Here is a 19,303-nt window from a genome sequence, read left to right on the forward strand (position 1 = left end):
TTTTCAACGATTGAATCCAACAGCATGAAAAGAGTTTTTCTTCTCGCTCTGCCTGTTTTGCTCTGGGCCTGCGGCAACAAAGCCGATAAAACCGCTGCCAACGACTCCAGCAAAACAGTTGTGGGAGAACAGGACACAACGGATGTACCGGAGTCGGAACTGCCGCCCACCGACCGGCAGAGTTATTACATCTGGATGGCCGACACGGAAGCGAAGACAAAAAAACAAAACCCCGTTGTGCATCCCTCCTTTTACAATGTGGACACGCTGATCACCGGCCTCAATGAAATGTACCCGCAGATCCGGCTGGAGAAAAGTCGTATCGGCCATGATACACTCTACACGAAGATTGCAAACGCCACCTATTTGACGGAACAAATGGGAAGTGCCGGGTCGGAGCAATACATTGCACAGGCGGTGCTGAACCTCACGGCTGTTCAGGGAATCAATTTTGTGCGTATTGATTTTGAAGAAGGCAGCCATGCGTCGCCGGACGTGTGGAGCAAAAACAGTTTCAGCGATTACAAGGAAGTAAAGTAAGGGTGGGTTGTGAAGGGTGCATGCAGAAGCGCATTAAATCAACCTGCTAATTTCTTGTGCAACCCCGTCATCCTGGCTCCATTGGGCCTTTTCAGGGCTTTGGTATCGTTACAGATCCCGCCTCCGCCGGTTCTCACCGCCGGCTGCGAACAGAAAAGCCCTTCGGGCTTTTCCTGAAATAAAACATTTCCTATTACTGTATCCGTTCTTATCACACTACATCACTCACTATTCACCATTGACAATTTACCATTCACGCCACAGATTTGTGTGCCGGTTTTTAGCGAAAGGCAAAGAACACGGCCCCGACCAGCAACAGGGCGGCAATGCCGTGGTTATAGGTCAGGTGTTCGCCGCTAAAAAAGACCCGGGCAAACAGGACAAAGATGGTGAGTGTAATGACTTCCTGGATCACCTTGAGTTGAAAGAGCGAGAAGGGTCCGCCGTTTTCCCTGAAGCCATACCGGTTGGCCGGTACCTGGAAGCAATACTCGAAAAAAGCCAGCCCCCAGCTTACCAATACAAACGTGATCAACCCTGCTTTTTGCAGCCAGCCCCATTCCTTAAATTTCAGGTGTCCGTACCAGGCGAGGGTCATGAAGATGTTGGAAACGATGAGTAAGCCAATCGTGAGAAGACCTTTCATAGGCGGCAAATATACACCTCGCCCCGCCCCCCCAACCAAACGGATTTCTGTTTTCCTTCTCCTTTTGGAGAACGTGGCCAAAGGCCGGATGAGGCCGAGCGGAAAACACAATGCACGAAGGCCAGCGTCGCCCCAATGCTTTTTACCTGCGTAAGAACACCATCTCTTGAAGAGATGGCGTTTTCTGTTGTCCAGATGTGTTCAGAACGCTGAAGTGTACCGTTCGTCGGGATAAACCGTGCAAGAGACGCTCAATGTCTATTCTTTCGCCGGCGACAAAAAAACCTTCATCAATAAAGATGAAGGTTTTCCTATTTCGAAACAACGCAAGAAGCGGTGGCCGAAGCGGTTCAATTGATGTTCTTCAAAATCTCTTTTACCGATACACGGTTGCGGTAATTCTCGTCGAAGTAGCGGAAGGTAACCGAGCCTTCCCTATTGATGACATAAACAGCCGGTACGGGCAGCATGGCCACTTTTTGCGCATTTTGTTTGAGCAGGTCAATACCACCAACCTTGTAGCGGTTCAGAGTCCGGTCGTCTACCTGGAAAGCCACCTGGTAGTTCGACGCCACCTTCATGTCTTCGTCGCGGAGGATAGGAAAAATAGCCCCTGTTTTTTTAACGGTCGAATCAATTCCTTCTTCCGTTTCGGGAGTGATGGCCACCACCTGCGCTCCTTTCGCCTGGATGAGCGCCAGGGAATCCTGGAAGGCTTTCAGCTCGCGGTTGCAGAAGGGACACCAGTTGCCGCGGTAAAACAGCAGCACCACGGGTCCTTTCTTGCGCAGCTCTTTCAGGGAGACGTCTACCCCCCTCTGGTCTTTGAGTTTGAATTCAGGAGCTTTGGAGTTGATGAAAAGCCCTTCGGGTTTTTGGGCCTGTGCCGCCAAAACAACTAGGGCAGCAAAAAGGGAGACGAATGCTTTTTTCATAAAAACGCTTGTCTCCCAAAAATAGTTGCTGGCCGTTTTCCACGACGGGGATTAACAGTTTCTTACGCCAGCGAGGTACCATCGTCCGGCAGGGCGATATAAGAGGTCAGTTGCAGGCCCATCGCTTCTTCGTACCGCTTACTGAGTTCAGCCACCAATGGCTCGATGGCATCTTCCCGGACAATGTTGATGGTACAGCCGCCAAAGCCGCCCCCCATCATACGGGACCCGACAACCGCTTCGTTACCACGAACCGCATCCACCAAAAAGTCAAGCTCCCTGCAGCTTACTTCGTATTCGTGCTGCAGGCCGTCGTGCGAGCCGTACATTTTTTTGCCCAGTGTCGCCAGGTCGCCGGCTTTCAGCGCCTCGCAGGCCGTGAGCAGCCGCTTGTTCTCTTCTACAATAAACTTGCAGCGGCGGTAAACGGTTTCGTTCACGGGCTTTACATGCCGGTCGAGCATTTCCAGGTTGGCGTCGCGTAGGCTTTCCACCTTTTCGCCGCCTTCCTGCAACAGCCGCACGCCTTCGGCGCACTCCTGCCGGCGGGTGTTGTATTCAGATGAAGAAAGCGAGTGCTTCACATTGGTGTTCAGGAGAAGAATTTTATGGCCCTTCAGGTCGAGGGGAACATATTCATAATCGAGGATGCGGCAGTCGAGGCGAAGGGCATGGCCCGCCTTTCCGAACGTGGAGGCAAACATGTCCATGATGCCGCACATCACACCGGCAAAAGTGTGCTCGGCCTTCTGGGCAATTTTTGTCTGCTCCATTTTGTCGAAGTCCAGGCCAAAGCATTGCTTCAGCGCAAAAGCCGTGGCACATTCCACCGCGGCGGAAGATGACAGGCCGGCGCCGACCGGCACATCGCCATCAATATTCAGGTTGAAACCCCCAAGCTTGTGCCCCCGTTTGTTCAACTGGTCCACCACGCCCAGGATGTAATTGGCCCAGTGCTTGTCGCTGATGGCTACTCCCAGTACGGTGCTTTGCTCTTCTTCCCTGAATTCTTCGGAGTACAAAACGATCCGGTCGTCGTCGCGTTTGGCAATGCCGATGTAGATGGCTTTATCGATGGCAGCCGGCAACACAAAGCCGTTGTTGTAGTCGGTATGCTCGCCGATCACGTTTACCCGTCCCGGTGACCGCACCACAATAGGTTCTGCGCCAAAGCGCTGTTGAAACCGTTCCCTGACGCTGCTGCTTAACTGATGGTTCATATCCCTAAAAATTATGTGAAAAACCGTCGCAAATAACGGCCAGTTTGGGCGATTAAAAAAGGGCTTTTTTCATTCGACCTATCTTTCTCCCGCTTCACCGATAAAATGCAGAGAAAACCCGAAAATGGCTTGACAAGGTTAACCTTTTCGAACAATTTTGGGTCCTAATCACCACGAAAAAAATCCAAACACTTTTTAATCCTTTGAACATATGATTGCCACCCAAAACACCGTGCCTTTTGCCGCCCATGATTCCGAACTTGCCTACCGCTGGACCGCTGAGAAAGCCCAGGAATGGATGGAGAAAAACGGCTGGCTTGTCGGCTGCAACTACATCCCCAGCAACGCCATCAACCAGCTGGAAATGTGGCAGGCCGAAACCTTTTCACCGGAACTGATCGACAAAGAGCTGGGCTGGGCTGCCAGCCTGGGTTTCAATACCGTTCGGGTGTTCCTGCACAACCTCCTTTGGGACCAGGACAGCCAGGGTTTTCTCAACCGCATTAATACCTTCCTGGACATCGCTTACAAATACAAGATCCGGACGATGCTGGTGCTGTTCGACGCCGTTTGGGACCCTTTCCCGAAACTGGGCGTACAACCGCAACCCAAGCACAACGTGCACAACTCCGGCTGGGTACAAAGTCCGGGGTATGATGTGCTGAACAACCCTGCCCGCTACGACAGCCTGCACGCCTATGTGCACGGTGTTGTTTCCCATTTTAAAAACGACGAGCGGGTGCTGATCTGGGACCTGTACAACGAGCCGGATAACATGAACCTGACCTCGTACAAGGACGACGATTACATTGTGCACAAGGCCGAACTGTCAATGGCCCTGCTGAAAAAGACCATCAACTGGGTGCGGGTGATCAATCCCACGCAGCCCATCACCATGGCGCCCTGGCAAAACGAGTGGGGTTGCGATAGCCGCATCACGGCCCTGGACAACTACATGTTCAGCCATTCCGACATTGTGAGCTTTCATTGCTACGAGAACCGCGAAGGCATGGAAAGACGAATCCGGGACATCCAGCGCTACGGCCGCCCGATGCTCTGCACCGAGTACATGGCCCGGATGTTCAACAGCACCTTCCAGGAAATCCTGCCCCTGTTCAAGCAATACGGCATCGGCGCTTACAACTGGGGATTTGTGGCCGGTAAGTCGCAGACGCACTGCCCCTGGGACAGCTGGCAGATTCGCTACGAAAACGAGCCGGAACTTTGGTTCCATGACATCTTCCGCGAGAACGGTGAGCCCTACATCCGGGAGGAAGTGGAATTCTTAAAGGGCATGTTGAAGAAGCAACAGGAGAAGGCGTTGCAGGTGGCGTAGGGAAGCAGATATTGGGATATTAGTTATTGGATATTAGGAATTGGGGTGAAGGAAGGTTGCGTGAAATCCGAATATTTTAAAAAAGGCTGTCTTAGGATAGCCTTTTTTAATGGGGTAAGGCGTTGATAACAGTGGTTGCATCGGGCGGGAACCATTGGTATTCCCTGTCTTTACGGAACCAGGTAAGCTGTCGCTTGGCGTAACGGCGGGTATTTAACCTGATCGCTTCCACGGCGTCGTGCAGGGTGGTTTCACCATTGAAAAAATCAAAGAGTTCGCGGTAGCCAACCGTCTGCAGGGCATTCAGGTGCTGGTATGGCAGCAGGGCTCTCACCTCTTCCTGCAGGCCGTGTTCCATCATCAGGTCAACGCGGTGATTAATCCGTTGGTACAATTGCTCTCTTGGCAGATCCAGGGCGATCCTGACAGTCTCAAAGTCCCGCCTCTTTTTTTCGCCTGTGCGAAAGGAAAGAATGGATTGCCCGGTAGCTTTCACGATCTCAAGGGCCCGCATCATGCGCTGGGGATTGTGTATTTCTCCTTTTTCGTAAAACAGCGGGTCGAGAAGTTTGACCTGGTGCTGCAACCATTCCAGGCCGTTTTCACGGTAGGCGTCCACCACTTCAGCGTGTAACACTTCGGGCACATCCGGGATCGTATCCATGCCCTCTGTAAACGCTTTAATGTACAAACCTGTGCCTCCAACCATCACCACGTGATCGTGCTTTTTGAACAACTCCGTCGCTTTCGCCAAAGCGAAGGCTTCAAACGTAGCGGCCGTGACCTTTTGGTGAATCGAATGCGAGGCGATAAAATGGTGCTGGACTTCGGCCAGTTCTTCTGCGGACGGACGTGCCACGCCGATATTCAGTTCTTTAAAACACTGGCGGCTGTCGGCAGAGATGATCTCCGTTTGCAGGTGTTTGGCAACGGCAATGCCAATGGCTGTTTTTCCGACGGCAGTGGGCCCGGCAATGATGATGACCGTTTTGTTTTTCTGCGACACAGGATGAAAAATAAAGGCTCAAAGAAATGAATTTATTTGAGAGCGGGGAAAGAGCACCGGCGGATCGCATAGATTGGCTTTTACTATTTCACATCAATTCCCGCCCGGAGGAAAAAGTCGAAGCGACCATTAGCAGGCCGGCCGCACGGTTGGTGTTCTTGAAATGGTTAGCCCGAAGCCCCGGGCCTGTTTCCCGGCTTGTTCCGCAGTATTATTTTTTTTAATTTAACATGCCTTCCCTTCTGATTACACCGCTCTCCGGTGAAAGCTGCAAACCAATTATTCATCACTTCAAAAATCAGAATCATGAATCCACGCAATGCAGAATTATCAGCCATTACCCAGGTCGTTAACAAGTATGCCGAAGGCTGTCACAAAGGTGATGTCGCGCTGCTTCGCGAAGCATTTCATCCAAATGCAATGATGTACGGAAGCAGCGGCGAACAAACCATTGTAACACCGATAGAAGGTCTTTATGCCTTCATTGAGGCCAATGAACCACCTGCCAAAACCGGTGAGCCGCACCAATGCTTTATTTCTTCCATCCATTACGAAGGCGGTGCGGCAAATGTCGAAATGGTACAGGAGTCAGGTTATGGGCATGACTATATCAACTATTTTCAGCTCGTGAAGGTAGAAGGGAAATGGCTGATCGTTAGCAAGACCTACAATGCCACTCCGACAAAAAAGGAAAAAATTGAAGAAGAGAAACTGGCATTTCATACATCGTAATACCAGCCCTTGTTTTGATTAATGTATACAAAAAGAAAAGAGCCGATGATGGCTCTTTTCCTGTTAATCATATCACGGTTGCAGCCTGGTTTCTGCCGTGAGCGGCAAGAGAAATACCGCAGCTTCAAGTATTGATTCGACAGTACTCTTAGCGAAACAGTTTAAGACATCGTTCTCCTAGCGTTTACAAATTCTTATGTGAGACATTCGGTCCAGCTTAAAACTCCTCTTCGCTGCTGCCGCTTTCCTCACTGCCAAATTCATCGTTGCCGGTGTTGCCCTCCTCGCCTTCTTCGCCAAAGCCTTCGGCGCCTTTGGTGAGGTCGTATTTTTCTTCCACGTCGGCAAAGCGTTCGCCCAGCAGGCTCTTGGTGCCGTACTGGCTTGGTGGAATGCCTTCCTTGCGCACAATGGACGGGTAGGTCACCTTTGGATTTTCCTCCTTGGTTACATTGATCAATTCGACCAAAAAGGTCCAGCCCTTGACAAAATCGTAGAGGTAAATGAATTTCTGGTTGGGGTCCTTGATCTCGGAACCGATGGTGGTGTCCTTCATCAGCAACGGCGGCGCTTTGTAGGTCCGGTTGGGGTACTGTTCCAGCGAGATTTCTCTTCCCCGCTGCCAGTTGTCGTTGCTGCGGAAAAACGTGGCGCCGTGTTTGGTATCGAACTCAAATGCCTTTAAAATCGTTTCGTGCAGTTCAAAAAAACTTTGCTTGTGCCGGATGGCAATATCACGGTACACGCTGTCATCTTCTTCAAAATAGATCCTGAATTTCAGTATGGCCATAGCTCAGTTTAAACAAACGTAAACCTCAAATATAAGAAAAAGCGAGTAGTGAGTAGCAAGTGGCGAGTGGCCTTTTCGCTCTTTCTTTTCTGTCTTTAACAATCAGCCTTTCAACAAACCGAAATCGTGGAGAACAGACCGAACAAAATGGCTAAATACTACTCGCTGCTTGCTATTGGCTTTAGTCCGCATTCCCGCCCTTTTTGTAACATAAACGCAAAGGCCGCATCGTAATTATTGTCGATAACGCCATCGAGGATCGCATCTTTAATGGCATCCTTGATAACCCCCACCGGTTTAGAAGGCGGAATGCCAAAGGTCTGCATGATCATTTCCCCGGTGATCGGCGGCTGCCAGGAGCGGATACGGTCCTTCTCTTCGACCTCCCTGCAACGCTGCCGCACCAATTCAAAATTTTCCAGAAAGCGCCGCACCTTGAATTTGTTTTTCGAAGTAATGTCCGATTCGCAGAGGATCATCAGGTCGTCGAAATCCTCGCCGGCATCAAAGAGAAGGCGGCGAATGGCCGAGTTGGTGATCTCTTCTTTTGTAAGGGAAATCGGCCGGAGGTGCAGTTCCACCAGTTTGCGAACATATTTCATTTGGTCACCCAGGGGCAATTTCAGGTGCTTGAAAATTTTGGGCACCATGCGGCCGCCTACGACTTCGTGTCCATGAAAGGTCCAGCCGTGGCCGTCTTCGAAACGCTTGGTTGGGGGTTTGCCGATGTCGTGGAGGATGGCCGCCCAGCGCAGCCAGAGGTTTTTCGACCGGTCGGCTGCATTGTCGAGCACCTGCAGGGTATGATAAAAATTGTCCTTGTGGCCCATGCCATCGATATACTCCGCACCGGCCAGGTCGACCATTTGCGGAAAGATCAGTTGCAGCAGCCCCGTATCGTAAAGCAGTTTAAACCCGATGGACGGTTTTGCGCTCAGGATGATCTTGTTGAGTTCATCCGAGATGCGCTCCTGCGAAATGATCCGTATTCGGTCTTTCTGTTCCCTGATGGCACGAAGCGTGGCGGGGTAAATGGAGAAATCCAACTGCGCGGCAAAGCGGATGGCCCGCATCATGCGCAGGGGATCGTCGCTGAAGGTTTGCGCCGGCTCCAGCGGCGTGCGGATAATGCCGTTCTTCAGGTCTTCGATGCCGTTGAACGGATCGACCAGGGTGCCAAAATCTTCCTTGTTTAGCGACACTGCCAGGGCATTGATGGTAAAATCCCTTCGCCACTGGTCGTCTTCGATGGTGCCGGGCTCCACGTCGGGCTTGCGGGAATGGCGCTTGTAGCTTTCCTTGCGTGCCCCTACAAATTCCAGGTCAAAACCATCGGCCAGCCGGAAATGGGCGGTTCCAAAATTCTTGAACAGGCTCACTTTCGGATGCGGCACAAAACGCCGGGATGCCATCGAGGCCAGTTGCAACGCATCGCCCACGCAGACAAAATCGGCATCCTTGGTCGGCCGCCCCAGCAGCTTGTCCCGCACAAAACCGCCGACCAGGTAACAGGGCAATCCCAACTCCCCGGCGGCCTCCCCAACCTTGTGAAATATCCGGAGTTCCTTTTCGCTACACGTAATTTCCATCAGGCGGCAAAGCTAAGAGAGTTTGGGGTTTGGTGTTGGGAGTTTGGGGTTGGGTGTTCGAGGTTCGATGTTCAATCTTGCGGGGCCGTCTTTTCTTATGCTTTTTGGACTTGCCTATTTCCGGATGTAGTCAAATTCGCCGTTGCCCTTCCAGCGGATGATCTGCGATGGCTGCGACGGCGTTTTATCGTCCTGGCGCCATTTCGCGATGTAATCAACCTGGGCTTTGACCGCTTCGCTGATCTCGTCGTAAAAACGTGGTGAGGGCTGGCCGCTGATGTTGGCCGAGGTGGATACAAGGGGTTTGCGCAGACGGCGCACCAGGTGGCGACAAAACTCGTCCTGCACAATGCGGATGGCAATGGAACCGTCTTCGGCCACCAGTGCGTCGGGAAGGTTGATGGCGCCATCGAAAATGACGGTCGTGGGTTTTGTCTGTCCTTCGATAAAATCGAAAACGGCCGGGTCGGGCGCTGCAACGTATTGCAGGATGTCGCGTTCGTCGGCCACGAGGATGATAAGGCTTTTGCTGTCGTCGCGTTGCTTGATGCGGTAAATTTCCCGGATGGCCGCTTCGTTAGTTGCATCGCAACCCAGGCCCCAGATCGTGTCTGTCGGGTACAGGATTACCTGCCCGTTTCGCAGGGCCAGCAGGGCCGCTTCCACTTCGCGGCTAAAATCAATTTCCATATTCTCTTCTTTCATTAACGGTTTGAATGATCGTGGCCGTTTCCAGCCGTTCGAGGCATTGTGGTGTAGCAAAACGCACACAGACATTTTTGGTGCAGGGCTCGCAGGAAAGTTGTCCCAGGCGAGTCACCCTCACAGCCGTTTTGTTGTACGGCGCCGTGTTGGCCTCGTTGCCGGCCCCGAACAGCACGACGGTCTGGGTACCGAGGGCATTGGCCAGGTGTGCCGGGCCGGAGTCGGTCGTCAGCACAACACGGGCTGTAGCAAGAACCTGCGCCAGCTCACCCAGCGAGGTTTTACCGGCAAGCGACTCAATGCCTTCCTTGTTTTGCAGGCCCGCGAAGACCTGTTCCACAAAGGCTTTTTCGGCCGGCCCACCGACCAGGAAGATTTTTCCGGGCAGGGCTTTCCGCGCCGCATCGATCACTTCAACAGCCTTGGACACCGTGAGCCTGCGGGAAGAGGCTTCCGAATTCACGTTAATCACCGTGGCATTTTCCTTTGCGAATGCATGGTGGAGCGAAACGGAAACTGCCCTGGCTTTTTTGCCGGTAAACTGTTCCAGCAGGTTCACGTATTCTTCTACGCGGTGAAGCCCTTTGGGTTTGACGAAGGCGTTTGTCAGCAAAATTTCGCGTCCTTCTTTTTTGAAGCCAATGCGCTTTTTTGCGCCGGTAGCAAAACCCATCAGGGCAGAGGAAAACGAATCCGGGAACGAAATGTACAGGTCAAATGGTCCTTGTTGTTTGATCATCCGGCCAAAGCGCCAAAGCCCTTTGGGACCCGGGTAGCCGGCTTTGCTGAAAACAAACTGCTGCTCTGTTGGCGGGAAAAAAGGCAGGAGGTCCTGCAGGCCTTTTTTGACAATCACGCTAACCGTGGCGCCGGGAAAGAAATGTTGTACCTGCTGCAGGGCTCCCGCCGCCATCACCATGTCGCCCAACCAATTTGGCAACCGAACCAGAATTCTCGTCTTCTCCATTTAAGTTTGCAAAAATAATTTTTGACCCATGAATTTGAGAGAAACTATCGAGCAAGCCTGGCAGAACCGAGAAATGATGTCCTACCAGGCATTCCAGGAATCGGTGCGCAAGGTAATTGAAGAGGTAGATAAAGGTCGTTTGCGGGTAGCCGAACCCACGGCAAATGGCTGGCAGGTCAACGAGTGGGTAAAGCAGGCCATCCTTCTTTATTTCGGCATCCAGCCGATGCAAACCTGGAGCGTCGAACCGTTCGAGTTTTACGATAAAATGCTGCTGAAAAAAAATTATAAAGATTTGGGGGTTCGTGCCGTTCCCCATGCGGTTGCCCGTTATGGTGCCTACATTGCCAAAAACGTTGTGCTGATGCCGTCGTATGTCAACATCGGCGCTTACGTGGATGAAGGCACCATGGTCGATACCTGGGCCACGGTTGGCAGTTGCGCACAGATTGGAAAAGGCGTGCACCTAAGCGGCGGCGTAGGCATTGGCGGTGTACTGGAGCCCCTGCAGGCATCACCGGTGATCATCGAGGATGGTGTGTTCGTCGGCTCCCGCTGTATCGTTGTAGAAGGTGTGCGGGTGGAAAAAGAAGCGGTGCTTGGCGCGAACGTGGCTCTTACGCAATCGACTAAGATCATCGATGTCAGCGGCAGCGAACCGGTGGAATACCGCGGCCGTGTGCCGGCCCGCAGCGTGGTGATCCCGGGCAGTTACCAGAAGAAATTCCCGGCCGGTGACTACAGCGTGAGTTGCGCCCTGATCATCGGGCAGCGCAAAGCCAGCACCGACCTGAAAACAAGCCTGAACGACGCCCTGCGTGATTTTAATGTTGCCGTATAATACCAGGCCTCCTGCGGGAGGCTTTTTTTGAACCACGAAGGCACAACCAACCAACGAAAGATTCCCGTAAATGACCTCGTTGCCCGCGACCGTCGTGGTTTTGCATTAGAGATGAACAAATCCACACAAAAGGCTCCCTTACCACTTGCGGGTTTTCTGTTTACACTGCTGGGGGCCATCCTGTTTTCCACCAAAGCCATTTTTGTCAAGAAAGCTTTTTTTGCAACCGGTGTCGATGCCGTGACACTGCTTGCATTGCGCATGCTGTTCTCTCTGCCGTTTTACCTTTTCGCCGCTGTCCTGGTCAGCCGGCAGGCGGCCAATGTGCCGATGACAAAAAGAGAATGGGCAGCGACCATCTTCCTTGGACTTTTTGGCTATTATCTCAGCAGCCTGTTTGATTTTATCGGCCTGCAATACATCTCCGCCGGCCTGGAACGGCTGATCCTTTTTCTCTATCCAACATTCGCCGTGTTGATCAACTTTTTAGTTTTCCGGCAACCTGTCTTGCGCAATCAATGGCTGGCCCTCGTACTGACTTATCTCGGGATCGGCATCGCCTTCGTGGGTGAAGTAAGGCTCGATTCGGGCAGCAGCGGATTTTGGTGGGGAAGTTTCTGTGTCGCCGTTTGCGCCGTCACCTACGCCATTTACCTGGCCGGGAGCGGCAGGGTCATTCCGCGGACCGGGTCGAACAAGTTTACTGCCTATGCCATGCTTGCCGCGACGGCCGGTGTGCTGCTACATTATGTCGTTACCAGAAAATCCGTCGACGGTTTGCTGAACAGCGCCCTTATTCCGTACGGGATTTTGCTGGCCGTTATTGCAACGGTCATTCCCACCTTTTTCCTGGCACAAGGCATGAAACGGATTGGCGCCAACAACGTGGCCATTCTCTCGAGTATCGGGCCGGTATCGACCATCGTACAGGCCCATTATGTGCTGGGTGAAAAAATCTTTGGCGAGCAAATCATCGGCACCTTGTTGGTCATTGCCGGGATTTTGCTGCTTAGCTGGAAACCGCAAAAAAAGTTGTTGGAAGTTTGAAACAGTTTCCTCTATATTTGCAACCCCAAGTACGAAGTACGCGGATGCCCAGGTGGCGAAATTGGTAGACGCACCGTCTTCAGGTGGCGGCGCCGCGAGGTGTGCTGGTTCGAATCCAGTCCTGGGCACAAAAAAGCTCCGAATTTTCGGAGCTTTTTTGTGCCCAGGATCGCCATAAAAAATCACGTTGCCTTGTGATGCCGGTCATGACAAAACAAACAGTGAGCTGGCAAATTTGCCTGATGAAAATTGCCACCTTGGTCGTTAGTCTTTTCCTGGGCGCTACTTGCTTTGCGCAACCTTCCAAAAAAAAATTGTCGGTCGGGATTGAGCAGGATGATCTCCCCTACCTGACAGGGGTTATTTTGCCGGTGCCTGGGCCGGGAAAGACCATTGGCGTGGCCGTGTACTGACGGCCTGCGTTACCAAACCTGATTTCATCCAGAAAAAAGGATTCACGAACAACGTACTGGCCTATGCGCTGCTGGCGGATTATTTTTTGAAAAAAACAGGGATGGTTGGTGGGCCGGCGGCGGCCCTGTGTTTTGGAAGAGCAGCATTCAGACAATGCAAAAAACCAGCGCTGCCCACCACCAAAACAGGTTGCTCAACAGCAGCTTCGGGTATACTATTCCACCTGGCTACCGACTTTATAAGGACGGTATATCCGTATCCCGGTTTTCGAATTCGGAATTCAAAAAGTTCGATTATACATGTATAAGTAATACCAATCAGCAATTGGAGAAATGCAGCTTTTACAAGGTATTGCTCTAAAGGCAAACCCAGGTAAACAAACGGAAACTGCATAACGCATTGGTTCCGGCCAAGCAACCGTTTCTGCCTGCCTGTTCGTTTTAAAAATTGTTCTGCAAAAATGACGAGTCGTTGCCTGCACGGATAAAAATTGTGCAGCCATCGACCCGTCAGCAGTCGGACAACAAGCGGCCTGTTTACATGGTCAGTTTGTAAAGAACGACGAGCAGTGTGATTAAGCAGCCAAAGAAAATGAAGGCTCCGGTCCTTTCGGAAATGTTTCTGAACAGATTCATAAAGTAGGTTTTAAAAATGGTGGAAGTTCAGAGGAAGGGATACGGAAATTCAGAGGAGGAAGTGGAGCAAAAATAATGGCTGCCGGATAAATTACAAAACATCTCTCCAGATTTTAATCGCACTCTTATCTCCGGCGATTGCCGCAGTCAAATTGCTTTTCCAGCGCGAAGGAATTACCCGGTGACAGATGAAGGCTGAAAGATGTCCGCAGACAGAAAAGCAGTGGGAAAATTTTTCGTCGTTGGTCGTGCAGGAAAGATCATTGCATTTGCCCACTGCATATTTTTTCGGTAGCAACGGAATTCAGTGTTGCTGCAACTCCCTGTGCTTTCGAACGTAATTCCCTGACCGTTTTGCTGCTGCCATCGTGGCTCCAGCCGGGCGGTTTGATCAAATAGGCAAAACCCTTCTGAATGGATCCGGACCTGCGTGCTTCCTGCAGCAATTCTTTCCATGTTTTGAATGCAACGATGAAGGGGTTAAACGAACCAATATTATTGGTGAGGCCGTAGGTGGGCTTTTCTTCTTCGGGCTGAAACGTACCAAACAGGCGGTCCCAGATAATCAGGATTCCCCCGTGGTTTTTGTCGAGGTATTTGAGGTTGGTGCCATGATGTACGCGGTGATGCGACGGCGTGTTCAACACGTATTCCAACGGCGCAGGCAATTTGTCCACCACTTCGGTGTGTATCCAGAACTGGTAGATCAAACTGATTTGCTGCATAAAGAGAATCCAAACCGGATGAAAACCCAGCAGCGGCATCCAAGCCCAGAAGAGAAAGGCACCGGTGGCATTGCCCTTCCATGTTTGCCGCAACGCGGCCGCCAGGTTATAGTGCTGCGAGGAATGGTGCACCACGTGCGAAGCCCAAAACCAGTTTACGTTGTGTGCCGTGCGGTGAAACCAATAGTAGGAAAAATCATCGGCAAAAAACAGGAGCACCCAGTACCACCCCACATGAAAATCAAGATCGAAAAACCGGTACCGATAGAGAAATGTAAACAGTCCCCAGATCATGGCCCTGGTGGCAAAGCCGATGACCACATTGCCGATGCCAAGCGACAAACTGCTCCAGGTATCTTTTGTTTCATAAAGATGCCTGTTCTCCCTGTATGAAAACCAGGCTTCCAGTGAGAGCAACAAAAGAAAGCCGGGAATAGCATAGTAAAGAATGGCGGGAGGCATGGATCTAAGGTAAGACAATAGCGCAAAACCAATCTTGCTGACGTAAAGGGTAGCTCTGCCTTGTCAGTGACGCTGGTGATGACCATCAGTTTACCCGTTGATGGCTATCATTCAAGGCAATTCCTATTGCCGGTATTTTAGCTTTTTGGAATTTCTGAAAGCTTTTTTACGCTTTGAAAAGAAAGCGGCAAACATTCTGGGTGTTGAAATTTTTTTTATCACTACGCAGGCTCTTCAGTAATTATTTATACCCTGAATGTTTCCCACTCCAATCAGTCTCCACTTAGATTTCTGCCATTCATACACAACAAAACTTATTGTTATGAAAATTCTACTTCTGTCCTGCATTCTCCTTTTCATGCCCCATAGCAGCAAGGAACAAGTTACCGGACGGGACCCGCTCAAATGGCCCTTTGCAAAGACGTCTATCTGGAACATGCCTATTCATAAAAATGCAGTATATACTAAAGCGCACATTGTGGTTAATGATACAACCTCCTTGTCAGCTGAAGAAGATATTGTAATCCAAACACCAAATGAACCCATGATGCCCGTCTACAAAAACTGGTCTGGATGGGATTCTCGTTATAATCGCTGTCGGGGTCCTGTCTATATCGACGTTGGCGAGAATGGAAAAGACACCGTCCTAGCGGATGGTACAATTTACTTTTATGCACCAATCCCACGGAACTGGATTTATGCGCCAGAAACATGGAATGTGCACCGCCCAGATGCCTGTACGGCTATTCTGCTTCCGAATGGCAGTTTTGAGCAAACTAACCCAATTGCCAAATGCTATCCCGACACCATTACATCAGCAACACACAATTACCCTCCGGATTCCTGTGTGCTAAAGGGAGAATGTATAAGGGGCGAACATGGGGGAAGTGGTTTATCATCTATTGGAGGTACAATTCGCTACGATGAAATTTCAGCCGGAATCATTCCACATGCCTTGAAATTTTTAATGTGGGGAGCTCTGAATTATTACAAGGGTGATGTTGCACTAGCGAGCGATGGACACAGATGGCCTGCAACTAAAGAAGATCATGGTTATAAAAATATTAAAGATAGTTTTTCTTATTATGGCAGTACAGACACAGCAATGCGCATAGGTGCACTCTTGGCCATTCACCGAAATATCAATCTTGTGAAAATACCCGAGGGAAGTAAAATTTCAACCAGTGCTGCCGACACCTGCCTCAATTGCACAGGTAACCTACTGCAACTTGAATCTTTGCCAGGGATGATCATCGCCAAGGCGTTACAGGATTATGGTGCCTATGCGGTGGATAATTCAGCAAGAGATGAATTTTATATTTCAGTCGAAAGGAATGCCAATGGCCGAAGGGTAATAGACGAATTCACAAGATTGTTTAGTGATACATTGGAGATTGGCCCCGGAAGAACATCAAAACTCCTTGGAGATACTCCATGGGGTCGCGATATCAAGCGTATTTTCAAAAACCTTTTTGTCATCAGCAATAACACTGGTCCTGATAATATTGGTGGTGGCCCAACGGCGGACACAGTCAATAGAAGAGCACCCATGGCTCCGGAATTCTACCCTTTTCTTGCCCCTGGTCAAAGCTTCACGCATACAGCATTTACACCGGATGGAAAAATCATCGGCCTTATACAACAAGCTGGCTTGAACCGGATTTACCGCTACAACCTTGACAAAACCTTGGATCTTTCATTTGGCAATGCCGGAATGATAGATATCGACTCGGCCGTGTTCAATATTAATCCCGTATTTAGCGATTCGAATTTGCCTGCTGGTATAACCGTTGACAAAAGCGAAAGGATCATCGTAGCAGAAAAATTTACCTATCACATTGGCAGCACGCCGGTCACCGATTATTTTCTGCGCCGTTACAACAGTAACGGAACCGTCGATGTCTCTTTTGCCAAGAACGGGAAAACCGATGCTATTGCACAGGACAACCCTTTTTATCCAGTGTGGTTTGGTCCGCTGGCTGTACAAAATGATAACAAGATCGTGATGACGTCAGCTCACTACGCAAGAAGCGGGTATTCACACTATATATCGCTAATACGGTTGAATTCGAATGGAAGCATAGATTTCACCACTCATTCAGATCCTTTAATTCAATCAAACGGAGATGATTTCGTACCCATGTCTCTCCTGATTAAACATGATGGGAAAATTGTGCTTCAAGCGCAAAAGTATTCTTATTCTTATGTGCTCAATGATTACGTGGACTCCATGCTGCTGCTCCGTTTGCAAAGCGACGGGTCGTTTGATCCTACTTTTGGCAAAGGCGGTGCGGCAATTTATGACCTGCGTGTTGACCGATTTGACAGGCAACGAATGGCCGAGCAAAGTGATGGAAAAATTGTTGTTGCTACGCACGACAATAAACTTGTTCGTTTCAGAAACGATGGTACAATTGACGCAAGTTTTGGACTGAATGGAGTTGTGCAGGGATTGATGTCACCCGCCAACAAGTTGCTTATTCACTATAACGATAAAACGCTCATTCCTGATGACAAAATACTCGTTGGGGGTGGATCAGGCGGAAACTTTGCAATTGCCCGCCTCAACAAGAATGGCTCAGTTGACCGGAGATTTGGAACTGAAGGAATGATTACAACCGATTTTGGTGGAACTGAGGCCATAGAAAATATGGCGTTAATAGACGATCAGATATATGTCTATGGTAATGGCCTTTTTACTACTTACGAAAACACGCCTGACTTTATCAAAACTGCTTTTCAAAAGGATGGCAAGTTAATAGCAATAATCGAACAGGATCGATTGAATAAGCTTTACCGTTTCAACACTAACGGCACACCGGATGCCTCTTTTGGAAACGGTGGGGTAATGATAATTGACTCTGCAGAAATGCAAAACAAGGTCATATCCTTACCTGGTTTTGTCAGCTTAAATATTCTCCATGACCTTGCTCTCGATAGCAACGGAAGAATTATTGTCGCCGAGATTTTTAAAAATTGGATCAATGTAGGCGCTTACTCGAAATCGTACCGTCTAACCCGGTTTGACAGCAACGGCAATCCTGACAACAGCTTTGGCTCCAATGGCAGCGCTGAGGAAATTTATTCGCATCGGGTGGATGATCCCACCAAACCCATTTTCCAATTTGGACAACTGGCCATTCAAAGCGATAACAAGCCTGTGCTTACCTACGGTTATTGGCTACGAACCAACAATACCAATTATACTATTCTGCTTCGGTTGAATGAAGACGGTACAGCTGATTTACCATTCAATACCAACCCAACCGTTCCAGGTGTTTTAACAGGTTACTTACCCGCGGCCCTTGTTATCCAGCACAACGGCCGTATAGTGGTACAGGTCAGGAACACTGAAAACAATTCCGTTGTTCTTGCTGGCCTTACAACCGACGGATCAATCGACCTTTCTTTTGGAGGACATGGCACAGGCATCAGCAGCGGGTTTGGTGCAGGGCTGGTTGCTGTTCTCGCAAGGGATGCCATTCTTGTTGCCAGAAATGATTTCGGCACGATGATCAAAACAACTCCTGATGGCTTTTTTGACCCGCAGTTTAGCATTGTAAATCTTCCTTTCCCAGTATCAAAGGTCGTTGCCGCCAATTCGGGTCAATTCTATCTTGGAGGCACGCTAAACGGCGATTTTGCCCTGGCACGGTATAATGACAGCCAGAAGGATCCAACCTTTGGCAACGACGGCATCATTACTTCTGACTTTGGCGGCACCGAAGGCATCGAGAACATGGCACTTGTTGGTAAAATCATGTACGCTTACGGCAATGGAATTCTTACCTCCTATCCAACCAGTCCCTGCGTGCCTCCTGTTCTTCGCAATGACCTGACGATCGTCCTTGATGCTTCCTGCACCGGCAATGACGGGCAGGTTTCCCTTCTTCCTTTATCCGGCACGCCACCATTCCTGTACTCTCTCAATGGCGGAACGAGCTATGTGGAAGGACCCAATAGTGGCTACTCCTTCCAAAATCTTGCAGCCGGCATCTACCAGCTTCGAATCAAAGATGCTGACGGCTGCGAGAGTGACATTGTCACAAGAGAAATCAGAAAAATCTATGGCGGTCCGCTGTTCCGGAACGACGGTACGATTGTCCTGGATGCCAGTTGCGGCGCCAATGATGGCAACATCTCCATTATTCCCACCTGCGGGGCCGCACCGTTTATGTACTCCATTGACGGCGGGACAAACTATGTGGAAGGACCGGCGACAGGCTATACGTTCCAAAACCTCGCCCCGGGTCGCTACCAGCTGCGGCTGAAAGACAACTATGGCAACGAGTCCGCGATTGTCACAAGAAATGTCAGACCCAACATGTACGGACCCTGTGCTTTTGTCTCAACCGTTCGTACACCGGCAGGTGTCGGACAAGAAGTTCAGCCTGCAAGTGTGCAGGTATATCCGAACCCAGGCAAAGGATTGTTTCGGTTATCTACCCGGCACTTTGTTTCAACGGTTGCACAAATGACCGTTTTGGATGCCCAGGGAAACGTCGTGCAGCAAAAGCAGGTGAATACACATGATGGAAATAGTTACGGCCTAGACCTTCGCGGCAAAGCCAAAGGAGTTTACCTGGTAAGATTCGTCGGAAGCAAGGGTGAGGCATTGAGCACCCGGATCATCATCCAGTAACGCATCGCAAAACACAAAGCTTCCGGCTTCTATTGCCGGAAGCTTTTTCCGCGGTAACCCGTACCCCCTTT

The 19,303-nt window shown here is 50.2% G+C and carries 17 protein-coding genes and 1 tRNA gene; 8 read left to right on the forward strand and 10 right to left on the reverse strand.

Annotated features, from left to right (window positions below; translation table 11 throughout):
- The first annotated feature begins 24 nt into the window (after positions 1–24).
- Entirely contained in the window at positions 25–540 is a 516-nt protein-coding gene (locus tag D6024_RS22790) for a hypothetical protein (RefSeq protein WP_162944956.1), read from the forward strand.
- 280 nt (positions 541–820) lie between these two features.
- Here the strand turns inward: D6024_RS22790 and D6024_RS22795 are convergent, their stop codons facing one another.
- From D6024_RS22795 to D6024_RS22805, 3 genes are all read right to left on the reverse strand, one after another.
- The gene (locus tag D6024_RS22795; protein WP_121357299.1) at positions 821–1,186 is read right to left on the reverse strand and encodes a DMT family protein; all 366 of its coding nucleotides are present in this window, start codon (positions 1,184–1,186) and stop codon (positions 821–823) included.
- Positions 1,187–1,536: 350 nt separating this feature from the next.
- Positions 1,537–2,121 (reverse strand): peroxiredoxin-like family protein, encoded by a 585-nt coding sequence (locus D6024_RS22800; RefSeq protein WP_121357134.1) that lies wholly within the window; start codon positions 2,119–2,121, stop codon positions 1,537–1,539.
- A gap of 62 nt (positions 2,122–2,183) precedes the next feature.
- The gene (locus D6024_RS22805) at positions 2,184–3,341 is read right to left on the reverse strand and encodes a galactokinase (protein WP_121357135.1); all 1,158 of its coding nucleotides are present in this window, start codon (positions 3,339–3,341) and stop codon (positions 2,184–2,186) included.
- Between the two features lie 211 nt (positions 3,342–3,552).
- Here D6024_RS22805 and D6024_RS22810 point away from each other — a divergent pair, with 211 nt between their 5' ends.
- On the forward strand, positions 3,553–4,677 hold the full coding sequence (locus D6024_RS22810; protein ID WP_121357136.1) for a cellulase family glycosylhydrolase: 1,125 nt from the start codon (positions 3,553–3,555) through the stop codon (positions 4,675–4,677).
- A gap of 106 nt (positions 4,678–4,783) precedes the next feature.
- Here D6024_RS22810 and miaA read toward each other — a convergent pair whose 3' ends face one another.
- Positions 4,784–5,683: a tRNA (adenosine(37)-N6)-dimethylallyltransferase MiaA gene (gene miaA, locus D6024_RS22815; protein WP_121357137.1), complete on the reverse strand. Its 900-nt coding sequence runs from the start codon at positions 5,681–5,683 to the stop codon at positions 4,784–4,786.
- A 306-nt stretch (positions 5,684–5,989) separates the two neighbouring features.
- Here miaA and D6024_RS22825 point away from each other — a divergent pair, with 306 nt between their 5' ends.
- Positions 5,990–6,415 (forward strand): nuclear transport factor 2 family protein, encoded by a 426-nt coding sequence (locus D6024_RS22825; RefSeq protein WP_121357139.1) that lies wholly within the window; start codon positions 5,990–5,992, stop codon positions 6,413–6,415.
- 217 nt (positions 6,416–6,632) lie between these two features.
- On the opposite strand, the gene D6024_RS22830 is transcribed toward D6024_RS22825, so the two are convergent.
- From D6024_RS22830 to D6024_RS22845, 4 genes are all read right to left on the reverse strand, one after another.
- Entirely contained in the window at positions 6,633–7,205 is a 573-nt protein-coding gene (locus D6024_RS22830; RefSeq protein WP_121357140.1) for an IS1096 element passenger TnpR family protein, read from the reverse strand.
- A gap of 158 nt (positions 7,206–7,363) precedes the next feature.
- On the reverse strand, positions 7,364–8,794 hold the full coding sequence (locus D6024_RS22835; protein ID WP_121357141.1) for a CCA tRNA nucleotidyltransferase: 1,431 nt from the start codon (positions 8,792–8,794) through the stop codon (positions 7,364–7,366).
- A 114-nt stretch (positions 8,795–8,908) separates the two neighbouring features.
- On the reverse strand, positions 8,909–9,484 hold the full coding sequence (locus tag D6024_RS22840; protein ID WP_121357300.1) for an L-threonylcarbamoyladenylate synthase: 576 nt from the start codon (positions 9,482–9,484) through the stop codon (positions 8,909–8,911).
- The gene (locus D6024_RS22845; protein WP_121357142.1) at positions 9,474–10,466 is read right to left on the reverse strand and encodes a glycosyltransferase family 9 protein; all 993 of its coding nucleotides are present in this window, start codon (positions 10,464–10,466) and stop codon (positions 9,474–9,476) included. Before D6024_RS22845 ends, D6024_RS22840 begins: the two co-directional genes overlap by 11 nt.
- A gap of 28 nt (positions 10,467–10,494) precedes the next feature.
- On the opposite strand from D6024_RS22845, the gene D6024_RS22850 reads away from it, so the two are divergent.
- The 4 genes from D6024_RS22850 (at position 10,495) to D6024_RS22865 (ending at position 12,767) form a co-directional block, all read left to right on the forward strand.
- The gene (locus tag D6024_RS22850) at positions 10,495–11,307 is read left to right on the forward strand and encodes a 2,3,4,5-tetrahydropyridine-2,6-dicarboxylate N-succinyltransferase (protein ID WP_121357143.1); all 813 of its coding nucleotides are present in this window, start codon (positions 10,495–10,497) and stop codon (positions 11,305–11,307) included.
- Between the two features lie 27 nt (positions 11,308–11,334).
- Complete coding sequence (locus tag D6024_RS22855) at positions 11,335–12,354, forward strand: DMT family transporter (protein WP_240410128.1); 1,020 nt, start codon at positions 11,335–11,337, stop codon at positions 12,352–12,354.
- A 46-nt stretch (positions 12,355–12,400) separates the two neighbouring features.
- Positions 12,401–12,482: transfer RNA gene (locus D6024_RS22860), tRNA-Leu, on the forward strand.
- Between the two features lie 114 nt (positions 12,483–12,596).
- On the forward strand, positions 12,597–12,767 hold the full coding sequence (locus D6024_RS22865; RefSeq protein WP_162944957.1) for a hypothetical protein: 171 nt from the start codon (positions 12,597–12,599) through the stop codon (positions 12,765–12,767).
- Positions 12,768–12,846: 79 nt separating this feature from the next.
- Here D6024_RS22865 and D6024_RS22870 read toward each other — a convergent pair whose 3' ends face one another.
- On the reverse strand, positions 12,847–13,161 hold the full coding sequence (locus D6024_RS22870; RefSeq protein ID WP_121357145.1) for a hypothetical protein: 315 nt from the start codon (positions 13,159–13,161) through the stop codon (positions 12,847–12,849).
- Between the two features lie 502 nt (positions 13,162–13,663).
- Positions 13,664–14,590 carry a sterol desaturase family protein gene (locus D6024_RS22875; protein ID WP_121357146.1) on the reverse strand — a complete coding sequence of 309 codons (927 nt, stop codon included), beginning with the start codon at positions 14,588–14,590 and terminating at the stop codon, positions 13,664–13,666.
- Between the two features lie 322 nt (positions 14,591–14,912).
- Between D6024_RS22875 and D6024_RS22880 the strand changes: the two genes are divergently transcribed.
- The gene (locus D6024_RS22880) at positions 14,913–19,232 is read left to right on the forward strand and encodes a T9SS type A sorting domain-containing protein (protein ID WP_162944958.1); all 4,320 of its coding nucleotides are present in this window, start codon (positions 14,913–14,915) and stop codon (positions 19,230–19,232) included.
- The last annotated feature ends 71 nt before the right edge of the window (positions 19,233–19,303 follow it).

It is taken from the genome of Flavisolibacter nicotianae (assembly GCF_003628535.1).
Lineage (GTDB): Bacteria > Bacteroidota > Bacteroidia > Chitinophagales > Chitinophagaceae > Flavisolibacter > Flavisolibacter nicotianae.